Source organism: Pectobacterium atrosepticum (assembly GCA_019056595.1).
Lineage (GTDB): Bacteria > Pseudomonadota > Gammaproteobacteria > Enterobacterales > Enterobacteriaceae > Pectobacterium > Pectobacterium atrosepticum.
In genome coordinates this window covers 2760414-2777111 of the sequence record CP036163.1, presented here as the reverse complement: position 1 = coordinate 2777111, position 16698 = coordinate 2760414, and the positions used below count along the sequence as shown (strand labels likewise).

Below are 16698 nucleotides of genomic sequence, written 5' to 3'. Positions count from 1 at the left end.
ATGCCGCGTTTAGACTCGATTAGAGGTGTTAAGTCATGAAACCAGCGTTCAACGATGTATTTGAATGTCATCCTGTCATCACTGGTGGGGAGATTCAGCGATGAGTTTTGTTAATTCTCATTCAAGCAGACTCAATCCAATATTGTTTAACTTACTTAAATCATTAGTTTATTTTTCCATTTCTGGCGGCGTAGTGGCGGCAGAATCTCGTTACGACACATTAATCATCAACGCCCGGCAGGGCGATATCTCCGCGGCGACGTCATGGCTTGATGGGCAATCCAGAAATCGCGTACTGACCGCTGCCGAGGTGACCGACTGGCTGCTAGTTAACGGTTGGGCGGGAAAGGATGCTGAAGTGAGACGAATTTGGGAAACCTATTCGCCAGCGATGTCATTGCCCGATCCTGCCTTGAGGGCGGCGGCCAAATCCTACCGTAATCTCCGGCAGTGGCCGTTGTCAGTGGAATTATGGAGCCGGGTTTTGCAACGCTCCCCACGGGATGACGATGCACGTAGTGGTTTGATACTCACCCTCGCGGATGCCGGACAGACAAAAAGAGCGCTGGAACTCGCTGAGTCTCGCGTTAAGCAGGAGCCAACGGCAAACCATTGGCGTGAATTAGCGTGGGTGCAACGCATTGCGGGAAAGCATACTGACTCCCTCTTTTCTATCATTCAAGCCATGCGCCATGCGCCACAAGATAAAGCGCTGTTTTATGAATACAGCGACATTCTCTCCAATAATAAAATTAGCGCACCTGCGTTAACAGCCCTGGAAAACGGCAAACCTTACAGCTTCCATATTGATGAAACGCAACGCCAGCGAGAGCTGGGGCGGGCGGCTGAGTGGGTTCGTCTTGCGTTTATCACGTCGACAACGGAAAACGAACGCTTCGTTGTGGCGGATCGCGCGTTGGCACGTTATGACATCTTGATGACTCAATGGCGAAGGCTTCCATCGGCAAAAGCCAGCTATCGTCAGGCTCGAATTGATCGGTTAGGTGCATTGCTTGTTCGCTATCGCATGGAAGAGGTTATTTCGGAATACCAATCACTTCTCAAAGAAGGGGAGATACCCATTTATGCTCGGCGCTGGGTCGCTTCTGCTTATCTTTATTCGAAGCAGCCGGAGAAAGCAGAGCAAATTCTCAGTGCGGTAATACAAAAAGAGCCTTCTCAACACTCTCGGGTAGCGCTGCAAGGCGATTTTTTCTACAGCATTTTGGAGAGTGAGAAAATTGAACAAGCAACACAGTTGTCAGTTCAGGCTGGAGAAAAAACACCTTATCAAAAAAGTGTTTATGGTTTACCAACATTCATACCTAACGACGATTGGATTGACATCAAATACCTGCGTATACAGTCGCTGATTTCCCATAACGACCTTCCGGCTGCGCAACGACTGGCGGAACGTCTGGCCTTTAGTGGGCCGGGAAACCAAGATCTAAACTTACGTTTGGCGGGGGTTTATCTAACCAGAGGGTGGCCACGTCGTGCCGAAGCGTTATTAAAGCGAGCAGAGTTGCTGGAACCGACATTCTTCCGATTGGAAACCCAGCAAGGGCTTACGGCCTTGGAATTGCAGGAATGGCGCCAGCTTGAGCAGTTGACTGACGATACGGTAGCTCGCTATCCGGAAGATTTCTCAGTGAAACGATTAGCGCGTTTGCGCCAGGTACATCACATGGCGGAGCTGCGTGTTGCGGGTACTCAGGGCCTCAAGTCTGACAGTCCTGCCAAGGGAATGAACGACACGGATATTGATGCCGTGCTCTATAGCCCACCCTTTGCCGACCATTGGCGAGTGTTCTCTGGGGGCGCTTTTAATCAAAGTGATTTCAGTGACGGACGCGCCATTAATCGCAGTATTCGCGGCGGTGTGGAATTTACCGACCGTGATCATTGGGTTGAGGCTGAGCTTTCACACCGAAATTTTGGATTTGGCTCTGATATCGGTGGGCGTTTCTCCTATCGGCGTGATGTTAATGATTTTTGGCGTGTCGGCCTTAATGCCGAACGGCTAATGCGCAGCACACCGCTACAGGCACTTAAAAATGGCGTAACGGCGAATGGCGGTGGAGGGTATGTCCGCTGGCGGCAAAGTGAACGGCGTTCATGGCAAGCAGATCTATCGAACGGGTGGTTTTCTGATGGTAACAGACGTCAGGAGTACGGACTGAGTGGGCAAGAACGAATTTTTTCATCACCGACTTTAGCCATAGATTTCACCCCGTCGCTAAGTTTGGGATCAAACAGTAAACAGAACACCTCGTATTACAACCCGCAGAGTTATGTAGCTGTGCTACCCGCTTTAGCCATCGATCACTTGCTTTATCGACATTACCAGACGGAGTGGCATCAAGAGATCAATGTGGGGGTCGGGCGTTACTGGCAAAGAGGCGAGTCCGCTGGGGCTATCACCACGCTCGGGTATGGGCAACGGGTACGGTGGAATGACGTACTGGATATGGGGGCGAGCGTTCAGTGGGATAAGCGGCCTTACGATGGCAAGCGGGAGCAAAATGTGTCGCTGGCTTTCGATTTGAATTATCGATTTTGAGGGGGAAGATCATGTTATTCATACGATTACGAAATTTTGTGATGATGCTGGGGGTTTTAATGATCACTGCCTGCGCACATCCCGTTGACGTGAAATATCTCTCTCCAGCAGACCGTCCTATTTTGGTCAAGGAGCAACCGTGGAAAACCAATCAATATATTGTTATTGCCTATCACGATGTTGCCGATGAGGGTGCCGATCAACGTTTTATGGCGGTACGCACCAGCGCACTGAATGAACATTTTGCCTGGTTGAGGGAAAACGGTTATCACCCGATATCCGTTGATGACATTCTGGCTGCTGGCTCTGGGGGTAAACCGCTACCGGACAGGGCAGTGTTACTGACATTTGATGATGGTTACAGCAGTTTTTATCATCGCGTTTACCCTCTTCTGAAAGCCTATGGCTGGCCAGCTGTATTGGCACCCGTTGGGCGCTGGCTGGATACGCCAGAAAACCAGCCGGTGGACTTTAGTGGCGTTCAATTACCTCGCAACCATTTCCTTACCTGGCAGCAAGTCAGTGAAATGGCGCAATCTGGCCTGATAGAAATTGGGGCACATACCTATGACTTACATAAAGGGATTCTGGCAAACCCTCAGGGGAATATGGAACCGGCCGCTTCCACTCGCCTTTATTTCCCAGAGGATAAGCGATACGAAACGCGGGATGAGTATCGTCAACGTTTTGCGCATGATACGGACCTCATTACTAAAAGGATCGTTGACGCGACAGGGAAAAAGCCTCGGGTTTGGGTCTGGCCCTATGGTGCTGTGGGTGGGGACGCGCTAAGCATTGTTAAGCAGCGCGGCTATCAACTAGCGCTAACGCTTGGAAGTGGGCCTGCGTCAACTGACTCACCGTATAATGTTCCTCGCATACTGATTAACAATAATCCAGATGTGCAACGGTTCGCACTGATGGTCAGCCATGCCCGAGAACCTGAGACTATACGGGTCGCACATATCGATCTGGATTATGTTTATGACGCCGATAAAACCCAGCAGTCCCGCAATATGGATGTATTAATTCAACGTATTGCCGACTTACGTATTAACACCGTTTATCTTCAGGCTTTCTCCGATCCGAATGGTGATGGCAACATCGAGTCATTGTATTTCCCTAATCGCTGGATGCCTGTTCGAGAGGATTTATTCAATCATGTAGCCTGGCAGTTGGCATCTCGGGCAAAAGTCCGTGTTTACGCATGGATGCCGGTTCTGGCTTTTGATATGGATGATAAGACATTACCGTTCGTAGAGCGGATCGACAGTGAGAGCGGTCAACGTAGTGTCAGCCGTAGCCAATATAGACGTTTATCTCTATGGGATGCGGAAGCCAGAAGACGAGTTACTGATATTTATGAGGATCTTTCTGCTTACACCATGTTCAATGGCATCTTATTCCATGACGATGCCGTACTTGCAGATGATGAAGATGCAGGCCATCTGGCGATGCAAGCCTACCAAAAGGCCGGATTCCCCAACGCGATCGCCAGTATTCGTCGCGACCCCCAACTGACTGCACGCTGGATGCGGTTTAAAAGTAAGGCGTTAACTGACTTTACGCTCGAACTGGCCGCTCGTGTGCATGAGATCCGTGGTCCGCAAGTTCAGACCGCGCGCAACATTTTCGCATTACCGATTATTGAACCGGAAAGTGAAGCATGGTTCTCCCAAAATCTGGATGATTTCCTTGCCGCTTATGATTGGGTTGCCCCCATGGCGATGCCATTGATGGAAAACGTCGCGTCTAAGGACAGCAATGCGTGGTTGCAAAAGCTGGTACAAGAAGTGGCTCGTCGTCCCGGTGCGTTGGATAAAACCGTGTTTGAACTTCAGGCAAGGGATTGGCGTGTTCCAGGAGAACCCTGGTTAGACACCGAGCAATTGGCTGAATGGATGAGGGTGCTGCAACTGAATGGTGCAAAAAGTTACGGTTATTATCCGGATGATTTTCTTAACAATACGCCTGAGTTGGAAGGCATCCGTCCCATGATTTCATCAGAATGGTACCCACTGCCATGATCGAGAGAATTTTAGCGTCCTTAATATTATGTCTGATGCTCGGCATCCCTTTTGGCATGATGTTCTCCTTTACGGGGGATGTCGTTCTCAACTTTACCTTTTTCTGGCCTTTGTTTATGTCTGGGCTATGGATAACGGGAGGACTGTATTTCTGGTTTCACTACGAACGGCATTGGCGTTGGGGAGACGGGGTGATACCCGATGAGCCAACCGGACGCCCGTTAGTGTCAATCCTGATCCCTTGCTATAACGAAGGGCCTAATGTGCGCGAAACCATTGAGGCGGCATTAGCACAACGTTATACCCATATTGAAGTCATTGCTGTGAATGATGGTTCCAATGATGATACGGGAGACGAGCTCAATCGGTTGGCGGAGCAATATGACAAACTTAGAGTCATTCATCTTGCGCATAATCAGGGCAAAGCGTTGGCGCTTCAAGCGGCATGTGCGGCGGCCAAGAGCGATCTGCTGGTGTGTATTGATGGTGATGCGCTTCTCGATCCCGATGCTGTCGCCTATTTGATCAATCCATTGATCAATAATCCGCGGGTCGGTGCAGTAACGGGAAACCCAAGGATAAGAACGCGCTCGACGCTGATTGGTCGCATTCAGGTAGGTGAATTCTCCTCAATTATTGGTTTGATCAAACGCACACAGCGGGTTCATGGCAAAGTTTTCACGGTTTCTGGCGTCATTGCCGCTTTTCGTCGCAGTGCGCTAGCAGAGGTTGGCTACTGGAGCCCCGATATGATCACGGAAGATATCGATATTAGCTGGAAGCTTCAATTGCGCCATTGGACGATATTTTTTGAGCCACGAGCACTGTGTTGGATTTTGATGCCGGAAAAGCTCTCTGGCTTGTGGAAGCAGCGGCTACGTTGGGCGCAAGGCGGTGCTGAGGTCTTTTTAAAAAACTTCCGTCATTTATGGTCATGGCGCTATCGCCGAATGTGGCCCTTGTTCCTCGAATATTCTATTTCGATATTATGGGCCTTCACCTATGCCGTAAGCGTCTTACTGTATTTATTAGGTTTTTTAATAGAACTGCCTGAGGAGATTCGGGTGGAAACGCTCTTTCCTCCCGCGTTTACCGGCATGATGATAGGGGTTGTCTGTTTAATCCAGTTTGCAGTCAGTATGTTGATTGAACGACGTTATGAGAAAGATATTGGTAAATATCTGTTCTGGGTTATCTGGTATCCCATGGTGTATTGGACATTGAGCCTCTTTACCAGCCTAGTCAGTTTTCCAAAGGTCATGCTGCGTTCCCGCAAAAAGCGAGCGCGTTGGGAAAGTCCAGATCGTGGTATTGAAAGAGGATAAATTATGCATTCACCTTTAATCATTTCTGAAAGACGTTGGTTTCCACTCTTTATCGATTCTTTCCTGACGTTATGTGGATGGGGAATATTTATTTGGTTATTTTCCGAGGTGTTTATCGGTACGTTTTTGGATAGCTACGTTTCCGATCGGTCTTTCTCTACATCAGAGGGTTGGACTATATCGATACATTTATGCATATTCCTGGTAAACGCGTCGCTCTTAATTGCCTGGGGAAAACTGGAACAATATCGCTATCGTTCCAGAAAAGAACAAAGGACGCGTGGTGATGCGCTAGATGCCAAACGCGTTGCCAGAAGTTTTTCTTTATCCGATGGGTTCGTTCAGGAATTGAATCGCAATAAGATCCAGCGTGTTTGGCATAATGAGCATGGAAGAATGATCGGTATCGACAACTTATCGTCGTGATCGACTGAAGGCGCATTGTCGTGTTATGGCGGTTGATGGCGAGAGTTGGAAAGCCATTCTCTCTGATATCACCGCCTGTTTCCCAAATTCATCTCTTCCGGAGCAAGAACCGTGGCTCAGGAGGCGAGTTGTTTAGCTGACTGTTCTTCACGTGATTGTTGTGACGCCAGAATGTCACCCAGATTCCCTTCAATCCACACCGCCAGCTCTTTCACCCGCTCGCCAACCTCTTTGCCTGATGGCGTCAGGCTGTATTCAACATGCGGCGGGACAACCGGATAGGCTGTTCGCAGGACAAAACCATCACTTTCCAGCCATTGCAGGGTCTGCGCCAGCATGCGTTCGCTCACGCCGCCAATCCGCCGACGCAGTTGACTGAAGCGATGTGTATCATCAAGTAATGCAATCAGGATCAGTACACCCCAGCGGCTGGTCACGTGGTTAAGTATCTGGCGAGACGGGCATTTCTCGGCTAAGACATCGCCGGTTGGCAGTATGGGCGGTAACAAATCTATGGGCGTTTTGGGTTGACTCACTATACTTACCTTTGTGTATGTACTTACTTAAAGTTAGCTTTGGCGATATTATGCCAGCCAGTGTCTGTTAATAAAAGACGGTTAATAAAAGGAGCTTGAGATGATTGCGATTACTGGTGCATCTGGCCAACTGGGCCGTTTAGTCATAGCACAACTGTTAGAGAAGGTTCCGGCGAGCGATATCGTGGCGCTGGTGCGTGATGTGAATAAAGTTGCCGATCTGTCTGCAAAAGGCGTGCAGGTTAAAGCGGCGGATTACAATCAACCTGAGGCGCTGGCTTTTGCTCTGCAAGGTGTGGATAAGGTGCTGTTGATCTCTTCAAGTGAGGTAGGTCAACGTGCGGCACAACACCGTAATGTGATTGAAGCCGCGGTGAAAGCTGGAGTTAAACTGGTAGCGTACACCAGCTTGCTGCACGCGGATAAATCACCTTTGGCGCTGGCGGAAGAACATCGCCAAACGGAAGCGTTGCTGAAAGACTCTGGTTTACCACATGTCCTGCTGCGCAACGGCTGGTATACCGAAAACTATGCAGCCAGCATCCCTGCTGCGTTGGAACACGGTGTGTTTATCGGTAGCGCAGGTGAAGGAAAAATTACTTCTGCCACCCGTGAAGACTTCGCTGCTGCCGCAGTAGCGGTACTGACGCAGGAAGGACAGGCTGGCAAGGTTTATGAACTGGCCGGTGACGAGCCTTACACGCTGGTAGAGTTGGCGGCTGAGATTAGCAAACAGTCTGGTAAATCTATCGGTTATCAAAACCTGTCTGGAGCCGAATTCACTGCCGCGCTGGTTTCTGCCGGTCTACCTGATGTTTTCGCGCAAATTATCGCGGATTCAGACGTCGGTGCATCCAAAGGCGGTCTGTTTGATGGTGGTAAACATCTGAGCCAACTGATTGGTCGCCCAACGACGCCGTTATCAGCCGTAGTGAAAGCGACGCTGAAATAAGTTTAACGTTAGGCTCAGGTATGGCCCTGAGCCTAATTATTGTATTTACGTGTAAACACAATAATTAATTCGTAATGGCTTTTTTATTATTTCCTTTATACACTTTATTTCGGTGGTGCTTCATATACTTTTCTTGTTCTCTTGATATAGTTATATTTTTTGAAATTGACATTCCTGTGAGGATTTTCATAAGTGGCTCTATCTCATCAGAGACTTGCATTACGCCTTCTTTATCAAAAGAGATAAAACCTTTATCAAATAATTCATCATACAGTGGGGTCAACAGCAAGCCATTGTTTACATCCAGCCTCTCTATATTATCTGAATCTTTCCATGGCTTTATATGAGATGCTTTCAGTAATGCCAGATGAGCGCATCCAGTTAATTGACATTCCCCCCATTTTTTTATCAAGCTGTCTCTGAATTTTCCTTGTCCAACTCTTATTTTAATTATTGCTTCTTTTTCTGTGTCGGTTAAACTGTTTACATCAATCAAATATTCTTTTTTTTCAATTTCTGTTGGGAAAGTATTTTCTTTATTAGAATGTTTTTTTCCAATTGGTAAGAATACTCCATTTGTTTTTATTTTTTTTAGGTTATGGATTTTTTCCAATGAATCTATATTAAGCACCATGTAATCACAAGGAATACCTGTTGCGCTTTTGTATGTTTTTGTTTTAAAACCAAAGTGAGTAAGGTTGTTTATGCCTTTTATTTCTTTTTTTTGTACATGTATTTCTAGTTTTTTTCTGCATGGAATTAAGGTTGTTTTTATTCCATTATTTTGCATCATTCTGAATCTTGGTTTATTTCCTTGACTAACTAAACTCGTCTTTTTCCAACTGAAGTTTTCATTTAAGAACTCCATCGCTTCAATGAAAAAAATCTCATCTGATTTGTTTTTATTGAAATAGATACTCATTCTTTTTTTTACAAGTTCACTGCGCCGTATTTCTTCCATTCTTTTATTACTCCATGATAAACCTGTCTATGGTATATATTCTACCCATACCTGTGCCTATGAGTTTTTAGCTAAATGTGGTTTTGGTTTTTTTATTATAACTTTCAATTTATTAAAAGTAATTTATATTTAACTTATTTGTTAAGTCATGGTTTTTATCATTTATTTAATTACTTAGTATATGCTAAAGATGACCAGCTAACTGCGATAGCAACGCCAGCATTTCTTTCTGGGGCCAAAGATATCCGCGATTTTTAACTGAGCAAGGCCTGTCAGCTAACTGCTGACCGAGAGAGTAGCCTGTTAATTCAGAAATGTTGAGATTATCAAACCGCACTATGTGTTCAATATCTCCCTTCATCTGGTTCAATGTACCCTGTACAGAGCGACTACACTGAGTATCAACCTGTAGCGGGCGCAAATAATTTTGGGCGACGTTGAGCTGCATTTCATCCGCACCACACTTGAGAAGCGTATTTATGAATGCATCAACAAAGTGGTTGTTCAGCTCTGCGAAATTTTTCTTGATAAGCGCGGGTAATACCAGTGGAAAACGTGTTGCATCATGCACCAGCAGCACACAATTTCGGCGCTGTAAGGTGATCAGATTTCCGTGCCAGTTGCTCAGTGGATTGATATCTATTGTTGGCCGCATAAAGAGCCACTGACTGCGAGGAGTCGCGTCAAGTTGACCACTGTCATTCAGTGGCAACTTTTTGAACAACTTGTGTGTGGCGTGAAGTTGAATCATCTTATCGCCTCGTTCTTCTGTTTCAGTCAGTTACGTAACGCGTAAGTGGATTAGGCTAAATTAATCGATCACTTACCAATACAAAAACTCGAAAAGATACGGCCTAGCAGGTCGTCGGAGGTGAACTCGCCGGTGATTTCACTCAGGGACTGTTGTGCCAGCCGCAGTTCTTCCGCCAGCAGTTCGCCTGCGTAGGCGCTCACCAACTGCTCTTTACCCTGAATCAGATGCTGTGCTGCCAATTCCAGTGCTTGCAGATGACGGCGTCGTGCCAGAAAACCGCCTTCTGTGTTGCTGGTAAACCCCATGCTTTGCTTGAGGTGATCGCGCAGCGTGTCCACACCTTCACCCGTACGAGCGGAAAGACGGATAAGTGAGTGAGTATTCACATCTGCGATACCAAGCGTTTCGCCAGTCACGTCAGCTTTGTTACGTACCACGGTAATCGGCAGTGTTTTTGGCAGGCGTGCCATAAATTCGGGCCAGATCTGCTCAGGCTCGGTCGCCTGCGTCGTGGTGCCATCCACCATGAACAGCACGCGATCGGCCTGTTCGATTTCCTGCCAGGCACGCTCAATACCAATGCGCTCTACTTCGTCGCTAGCATCGCGCAGTCCGGCGGTGTCGATGATATGCAGCGGCATGCCATCAATATGAATGTGTTCACGTAATACGTCGCGCGTGGTTCCCGCGATAGCGGTGACAATGGCGGCTTCACGACCTGCTAACGCATTGAGTAAACTAGATTTACCCGCATTAGGACGACCCGCAATCACGACCTTCATCCCTTCACGCAACAAGCTACCCTGATGCGCTTCGGTTCTGACGGCATCCAGATCGGCCATCACGCCATTTAACTGTGCTTCAATTTTGCCATCGGAGAGAAAGTCGATCTCTTCATCCGGGAAGTCGATGGCAGCCTCGACGTAGATTCGCAGGTGAGTAAGTGCTTCCACTAACTGATTTATACGGGTAGAAAATACGCCTTGCAGAGAGTTCAGCGCTGAGCGAGCAGCCTGTTCCGAGCTGGCGTCAATCAGATCGGCGATGGCCTCCGCCTGCGCGAGATCGAGTTTGTCGTTTAGGAAGGCGCGTTCAGAGAATTCACCGGGACGCGCAATGCGCACATTGGGCAGCGTCAGAATGCGTTGCAGGAGCAAATCAAGAATAACCGGACCGCCGTGACCTTGAAGCTCCAGCACGTCTTCACCGGTAAAGGAGTTCGGGCCTGGAAACCAGAGGGCGATGCCCTGATCGAGCGTGGTACCGTTAGTATCACGGAACGGCAGATAATCGGCGTGACGAGGCTTGGGAAGCTTACCCAGAACAGCATGTGCCACCTCTGCAGCCGCCTGGCCTGAAACACGTAAAATACCCACACCTCCGCGTCCCGGTGGCGTGGCTTGGGCGACGATGGTATCGGTATTGCTCATGATGTTCTCTCTGCGTTGATGCCTGTCTGTCAGGCTATTTTACGTATCGTTAGGGGATAAAACAGCTTATAAAAAAATAAGGCGGTCAATGACCGCCTTACTCTTTCTATCGGTTAGCAATCAACCGGATTACTTTTTCTCGCGGCTATGTAAGCCACGTTTTTCCAGACCGCGATAGATCAATTGCTGCTGGAGAATGGTAACCAAGTTGCTGACGATGTAGTACATAACCAGACCTGACGGGAACCACAGGAAGAAGACGGTAAAGATGACTGGCATGTAAGTCATGATCTTCTGCTGCATTGGGTCGGTCACGGTGGTTGGTGACATCTTCTGGATGAAGAACATCGTCACGCCCATCAGAATCGGCAGAATGTAGTACGGGTCTTGTGCGGACAGGTCATGAATCCACAGAGCGAACGGCGCATGACGCAGTTCTACGGAACCCATCAGCATGTAATACAGCGCCAGGAAGATTGGCATCTGAATCACCAGCGGTAAGCAACCGCCCAGCGGGTTCACTTTCTCTGACTTATACAGCGCCATCATTTCCTGACTCATGCGCTGTTTGTCATCACCAATACGCTCACGCATCGCCTGCAATTTAGGTTGCAGTAAGCGCATTTTCGCCATAGAGGTGTATTGCGCTTTCGTCAGCGGATACATCACGCCGCGTACGATAAAGGTAATGGCAATGATGGAGAAGCCCCAGTTGCCGATAAAGCCGTGCAGGAATTTCAGCAGTTTAAACAGCGGCTGAGAAATAAACCACAACCAGCCGTAATCTACTGTCAGATCCAGATGCGGTGCAACCGCAGCCATCTTGTCCTGAATTTCTGGGCCGACCCACAGGGTGGCGTTCAGATTTTGCTGACTGCCAGCGGCAATAATAACGGGAGCAGCCTTGAAGCCAATCGCAGCCTGACCGTTACCCAGCTTACTGGTATAGAACGTATTCGCGCCTGCCGTAGTCGGAATCCACGCGGTTGCGAAGTATTGCTGCAGCATCGCCACCCAGCCACTGTTAGTGGTGATGTTCAGGCCTTCGTCCATATCGCTGAAGCTGTACTTTTTGTACTTGTCTTCACTGGAAGAGAACGCCGCGCCACGATAAGTGTGCAGTGCAAAGTTGTTGCTGCCAGTATCGCGGTGTTTAGGCAAGTCGATAGACTGTTTTAACTGGCCGAACAGCGTGAGTTCCAGAGGCTGAGCGCTGGTGTTGTTGACGCTGTAGTCAACATTCAGTGCATAGTCGCCACGTTTCAGAACAAACGTTTTGGTATAGGTCACGCCGTCCGCAGCGGTGTACGTCATCGGAATGCGCAGTTCGCTCTGACCATCAGCCAATTCGAAACTATCTTGTGTGGTAACAAACAGCGGACGTGAGCCGTTAGCCGGGTTGTCTGGGCCGTTTTTGCCAGTCAAACCGCTCTGAGCCTGATAAACAAACGCTGATGTGGTTTCCAGCAGATGGAAAGGTTTATCTGAACCCAATATATCCGGGTAAGCCAGCAGGTGTGCTTGCTCGACATCGCCGCCACGCGTGTTGATTGTCAGCGACAGAACATCGGTTTTCACCGTGATCAGTTTGCCTTGGCCGCTGGCCGGTACGCCCTGGTTGGTAGCATCACCGGTCACTGCGTTCGTCGCCTGCTGTATGGTCTGCGTGGTTGCTGGCGGATTTTTATCCGTTTCCCAAGCCTGCCAAAGCATAAAGGTTACGAATAGCAGAGCGATGAGAAGAAGATTGCGTTGCGAATCCATCGTTAATGTTCTCTGTTATTGTCGGTTTTTGGCGGTACGGGATCATCACCACCAGGGTTCAAAGGATGGCATTTTAATACGCGTTTAAGCGTCAACCAACAGCCTTTTATCATGCCGAACCTGCGTATTGCTTCAATACCGTATTGCGAACACGTTGGCCGGAACCGGCAATGTGGTCCGAGTAACGGGCTGATAACGAGTTGATAACCGCGTATCAACCCGATCAGCAGTCGGGAGCCAAACGACAGTGCCGACGCCATAGTTTTTCCAATGCTTCCGTCAGAGTACGGTTATCCAGTTCAGACACCCCTTTTTTCACCAGCACCACAAAATCCATCGAAGGCAATGAATGTTGGTGTAGGCGAAAGCTTTCGCGCGTCAGGCGTTTAATCCGATTGCGTTCATGAGCACGTTTTACATGCTTTTTGGCGACGGTAAGACCGATGCGGGGATGCCCCAGCGAGTTCATGCGGCCGAGAATGGTGATTTGCGGCGTGCCGGCACGTTGTGGTTGCTGGAAGACGAAAGTGAAATGACTGGGAGTTAACAAACGTAACTCCCTGGGAAATGCTAGCTTAACCACGCGGTGGGTTAGCTTTTATTACTTAGAAACAGACAGACGAGTACGGCCTTTCGCACGACGGCGGGCCAGAACTTGACGACCATTTTTGGTGGCCATACGAGCACGGAAACCATGGCTACGGTTACGCTTCAATACGGACGGTTGGAAAGTGCGTTTCATGGCGATTTCTACCTAAACTTGGATAATTATAACTTTACAGTAAACGCGTTTGGCTGTTCGGCGTGAAGATGACCGACGCCTCAATCGCATATCACAGCTATATGACGGAAAGAGGCAGGATTGTAATAATTGTACAGTCCTGAGTCAATTAACATCACACTTAACACGCCAGCCATTCCCATTATTTTTGGAATTCCTGCCTGCCAGAGCACAGAAAAGGCGTAGACGCGCGGGCAGGGAATTATACGGACTCTATTGCAAAGCGCAAGGATCCTTCAACGATCTGCCCTGCAAGATCATGATCGATGTCACCGTAACGATCGTGTCTCTGAAGGTATGCTTGGATGCGCTCCATATAGGGTGGGTGAAATGTGCGCTAGCCGCCTATCTGCCGTGTTGCGGGGAGTCACGATAAGAATAGCCTGTGGATAAAAAGGATCGAAACTGTGCAGAAGGGGAAGATCTCTTTGGCGGATTAGGTTATGATCTGCGGTCCCGTTAGCGATCCTTTTGCTGGGATCGTCGGGGTAAACCGCCACGCTACGTGGTGTGTCTGCTGTCTGAATTGTGAATGAAACAATCGTGGATGACGCAGGCGCCAAAAAATCATGAGTCACATAAATAACGTCTTATTCTTTTCTTTTTGATCGTTCTTGTTCGAGTGGAGTCCGCCGTGTCACTTTCGCTTTGGCAGCAGTGTCTTGCCCGTTTGCAGGATGAGTTACCTGCCACAGAATTCAGTATGTGGATACGCCCGTTGCAGGCGGAACTGAGTGATAACACTCTGGCGCTCTACGCCCCCAATCGCTTTGTGCTGGATTGGGTTCGTGATAAATACTTAAATAATATCAATGTCCTGCTGAATGATTTTTGCGGGATGGATGCCCCCTTACTGCGTTTTGAAGTGGGGAGTAAACCGCTGGTTCAAACCATAAGCCAGCCAGCGCAGTCGCACCACAACCCTGTCAGCGTTGCACGGCAACAGCCAGTACGCATGGCACCGGTACGCCCAAGCTGGGATAACTCGCCTGTACAGGCAGAGCATACCTACCGTTCCAATGTGAACCCGAAACATACGTTTGATAACTTCGTTGAGGGTAAATCGAACCAGTTAGCACGGGCAGCGGCACGTCAGGTGGCTGACAACCCAGGCGGCGCGTATAACCCGCTGTTTCTCTATGGCGGCACTGGCTTGGGTAAAACGCACCTGTTGCATGCAGTGGGGAATGGTATTATCGCCCGTAAACCCAACGCGAAGGTGGTCTACATGCACTCCGAGCGTTTCGTGCAGGATATGGTGAAGGCGTTGCAGAACAATGCGATTGAAGAGTTCAAACGCTACTACCGTTCTGTTGACGCACTGCTGATCGATGATATTCAATTCTTCGCTAATAAAGAGCGTTCGCAGGAAGAGTTCTTTCATACCTTTAATGCACTGCTGGAAGGCAACCAGCAAATCATTCTGACTTCTGACCGCTACCCGAAAGAGATCAATGGTGTGGAAGATCGTCTAAAATCCCGCTTTGGTTGGGGGTTAACGGTCGCGATTGAACCGCCTGAGCTGGAAACCCGCGTGGCGATTCTGATGAAAAAGGCAGATGAAAATGACATTCGCTTGCCTGGTGAAGTCGCATTCTTTATTGCTAAACGCCTGCGTTCTAACGTGCGTGAGTTGGAAGGTGCATTGAACCGCGTTATTGCTAACGCCAATTTTACCGGCCGTTCGATCACCATTGATTTTGTGCGTGAGGCGCTGCGCGATCTGCTGGCGTTGCAGGAAAAGCTGGTTACTATCGACAATATTCAAAAGACCGTGGCGGAATACTATAAAATCAAGATAGCCGACCTGCTGTCTAAACGACGTTCCCGCTCGGTGGCGCGTCCGCGCCAGATGGCGATGGCGTTGGCGAAAGAACTGACGAATCACAGCCTGCCGGAAATTGGCGATGCCTTTGGCGGGCGTGATCATACGACGGTGTTGCATGCCTGCCGCAAGATTGAGCAGTTGCGTGAAGAAAGCCACGACATCAAAGAAGATTTTTCCAATTTAATCAGAACACTATCGTCATAACATTATGAAATTTATTGTTGAACGCGAACGTCTGTTAAAGCCATTACAACAGGTCAGCAGCCCGCTGGGTGGCCGACCGACTTTACCGATTCTGGGCAACCTGCTGATTCAGGTAACGGAAGGCGCATTGTCGCTGACCGGTACCGATCTGGAAATGGAGATGGTGGCAAAAGTGGCGCTGACGCAGCCGCATGAGCCTGGTGCCACCACCGTTCCTGCCCGTAAATTGTTTGATATTTGCCGGGGTCTGCCGGAAGGCGCAGAGATCACTATCATGTTGGATGGCGATCGTATGCTGGTGCGCTCTGGCCGCAGCCGTTTTTCGCTGTCCACGTTACCCGCGGCGGATTTCCCGAACCTCGACGACTGGCAGAGCGACGTTGAATTTTCTCTGCCGCAGGCGACGATGAAGCGTTTGATCGAAGCGACGCAGTTTTCGATGGCGCATCAGGACGTTCGTTACTACCTCAACGGTATGCTGTTTGAAACCGAAGGTGAAGATCTGCGCACGGTCGCGACCGATGGTCACCGTCTGGCTGTCTGTTCGATGCCGATTGGGCAATCTTTACCATCACATTCGGTGATCGTGCCGCGTAAAGGCGTCATGGAACTGGTGCGTCTGCTGGATGGTGGCGATACGCCGCTACAGCTGCAAATCGGCAGCAACAATATTCGCGCGCATGTCGGCGACTTTATCTTCACGTCGAAGCTGGTAGACGGTCGTTTCCCTGATTATCGCCGCGTATTGCCGAAGAACCCGGATAAAACGCTGGAGGCCAGCTGTGATTTGCTTAAGCAGGCTTTCTCCCGTGCGGCGATTTTGTCGAATGAAAAATTCCGCGGTGTGCGTCTGCATCTGATTCAGAATCAGCTCAAAATTACGGCTAACAACCCAGAGCAGGAAGAAGCGGAAGAGATTCTGGATGTGCAGTATGACGGCACCGAGATGGAAATCGGCTTTAACGTCAGCTACGTATTGGATGTGCTGAACGCGCTGAAGTGCGAAGGTGTGCGTTTACTGCTGACCGACTCCGTTTCTAGCGTGCAGATCGAAGATAGCGCCAGCCGAGCAGCGGCCTATGTCGTTATGCCAATGCGGTTGTAGAATTATTGGGCAAGTTTACTTGCCCTTTCATCATTAAGATAC

The 16698-nt window shown here is 49.0% G+C and carries 15 protein-coding genes; 7 read left to right on the top strand and 8 right to left on the bottom strand.

The window, feature by feature from the left end; genetic code table 11:
• Positions 1–100 precede the first annotated feature (100 nt).
• The 4 genes from pgaA to pgaD are packed head-to-tail and all read left to right on the top strand — an operon-like array spanning position 101 to position 6341.
• The gene (gene pgaA / locus DCX48_13230) at positions 101–2563 is read left to right on the top strand and encodes a poly-beta-1,6 N-acetyl-D-glucosamine export porin PgaA (protein ID QXE15397.1); all 2463 of its coding nucleotides are present in this window, start codon (positions 101–103) and stop codon (positions 2561–2563) included.
• A gap of 11 nt (positions 2564–2574) precedes the next feature.
• Complete coding sequence (gene pgaB, locus DCX48_13225; GenBank protein QXE15396.1) at positions 2575–4590, top strand: poly-beta-1,6-N-acetyl-D-glucosamine N-deacetylase PgaB; 2016 nt, start codon at positions 2575–2577, stop codon at positions 4588–4590.
• On the top strand, positions 4587–5915 hold the full coding sequence (locus tag DCX48_13220) for a poly-beta-1,6 N-acetyl-D-glucosamine synthase (protein QXE15395.1): 1329 nt from the start codon (positions 4587–4589) through the stop codon (positions 5913–5915). The genes pgaB and DCX48_13220 overlap by 4 nt, the downstream gene beginning before the upstream one ends.
• A gap of 3 nt (positions 5916–5918) precedes the next feature.
• On the top strand, positions 5919–6341 hold the full coding sequence (gene pgaD / locus DCX48_13215; GenBank protein QXE15394.1) for a poly-beta-1,6-N-acetyl-D-glucosamine biosynthesis protein PgaD: 423 nt from the start codon (positions 5919–5921) through the stop codon (positions 6339–6341).
• Between the two features lie 116 nt (positions 6342–6457).
• Here the strand turns inward: pgaD and DCX48_13210 are convergent, their stop codons facing one another.
• On the bottom strand, positions 6458–6877 hold the full coding sequence (locus DCX48_13210) for a transcriptional regulator (protein QXE15393.1): 420 nt from the start codon (positions 6875–6877) through the stop codon (positions 6458–6460).
• 100 nt (positions 6878–6977) lie between these two features.
• On the opposite strand from DCX48_13210, the gene DCX48_13205 reads away from it, so the two are divergent.
• A complete protein-coding gene (locus DCX48_13205; GenBank protein QXE15392.1) occupies positions 6978–7829 on the top strand; it encodes an SDR family oxidoreductase in 852 nt (283 codons plus the stop codon).
• Positions 7830–7893: 64 nt separating this feature from the next.
• Here DCX48_13205 and DCX48_13200 read toward each other — a convergent pair whose 3' ends face one another.
• From DCX48_13200 to DCX48_13170, 7 genes are all read right to left on the bottom strand, one after another.
• Positions 7894–8790: an HNH endonuclease gene (locus DCX48_13200; protein QXE15391.1), complete on the bottom strand. Its 897-nt coding sequence runs from the start codon at positions 8788–8790 to the stop codon at positions 7894–7896.
• A 184-nt stretch (positions 8791–8974) separates the two neighbouring features.
• Positions 8975–9541, bottom strand: a complete 567-nt coding sequence (locus DCX48_13195) for a hypothetical protein (GenBank protein ID QXE15390.1) — start codon at positions 9539–9541, stop codon at positions 8975–8977.
• A gap of 68 nt (positions 9542–9609) precedes the next feature.
• Complete coding sequence (gene mnmE, locus DCX48_13190) at positions 9610–10974, bottom strand: tRNA uridine-5-carboxymethylaminomethyl(34) synthesis GTPase MnmE (GenBank protein QXE15389.1); 1365 nt, start codon at positions 10972–10974, stop codon at positions 9610–9612.
• A gap of 129 nt (positions 10975–11103) precedes the next feature.
• On the bottom strand, positions 11104–12738 hold the full coding sequence (gene yidC, locus DCX48_13185; GenBank protein ID QXE15388.1) for a membrane protein insertase YidC: 1635 nt from the start codon (positions 12736–12738) through the stop codon (positions 11104–11106).
• 2 nt (positions 12739–12740) lie between these two features.
• Positions 12741–12998 (bottom strand): membrane protein insertion efficiency factor YidD, encoded by a 258-nt coding sequence (gene yidD, locus DCX48_13180; protein ID QXE15387.1) that lies wholly within the window; start codon positions 12996–12998, stop codon positions 12741–12743.
• Positions 12962–13321, bottom strand: a complete 360-nt coding sequence (locus DCX48_13175) for a ribonuclease P protein component (GenBank protein QXE15386.1) — start codon at positions 13319–13321, stop codon at positions 12962–12964. The genes yidD and DCX48_13175 overlap by 37 nt, the downstream gene beginning before the upstream one ends.
• A gap of 18 nt (positions 13322–13339) precedes the next feature.
• Entirely contained in the window at positions 13340–13480 is a 141-nt protein-coding gene (locus DCX48_13170) for a 50S ribosomal protein L34 (protein QXE15385.1), read from the bottom strand.
• Positions 13481–14153: 673 nt separating this feature from the next.
• Between DCX48_13170 and dnaA the strand changes: the two genes are divergently transcribed.
• Positions 14154–15551 carry a chromosomal replication initiator protein DnaA gene (dnaA, locus tag DCX48_13165; GenBank protein QXE15384.1) on the top strand — a complete coding sequence of 466 codons (1398 nt, stop codon included), beginning with the start codon at positions 14154–14156 and terminating at the stop codon, positions 15549–15551.
• Between the two features lie 4 nt (positions 15552–15555).
• Positions 15556–16656, top strand: coding sequence for a DNA polymerase III subunit beta (gene dnaN, locus DCX48_13160; GenBank protein ID QXE15383.1), 1101 nt, complete (start codon positions 15556–15558; stop codon positions 16654–16656).
• The last annotated feature ends 42 nt before the right edge of the window (positions 16657–16698 follow it).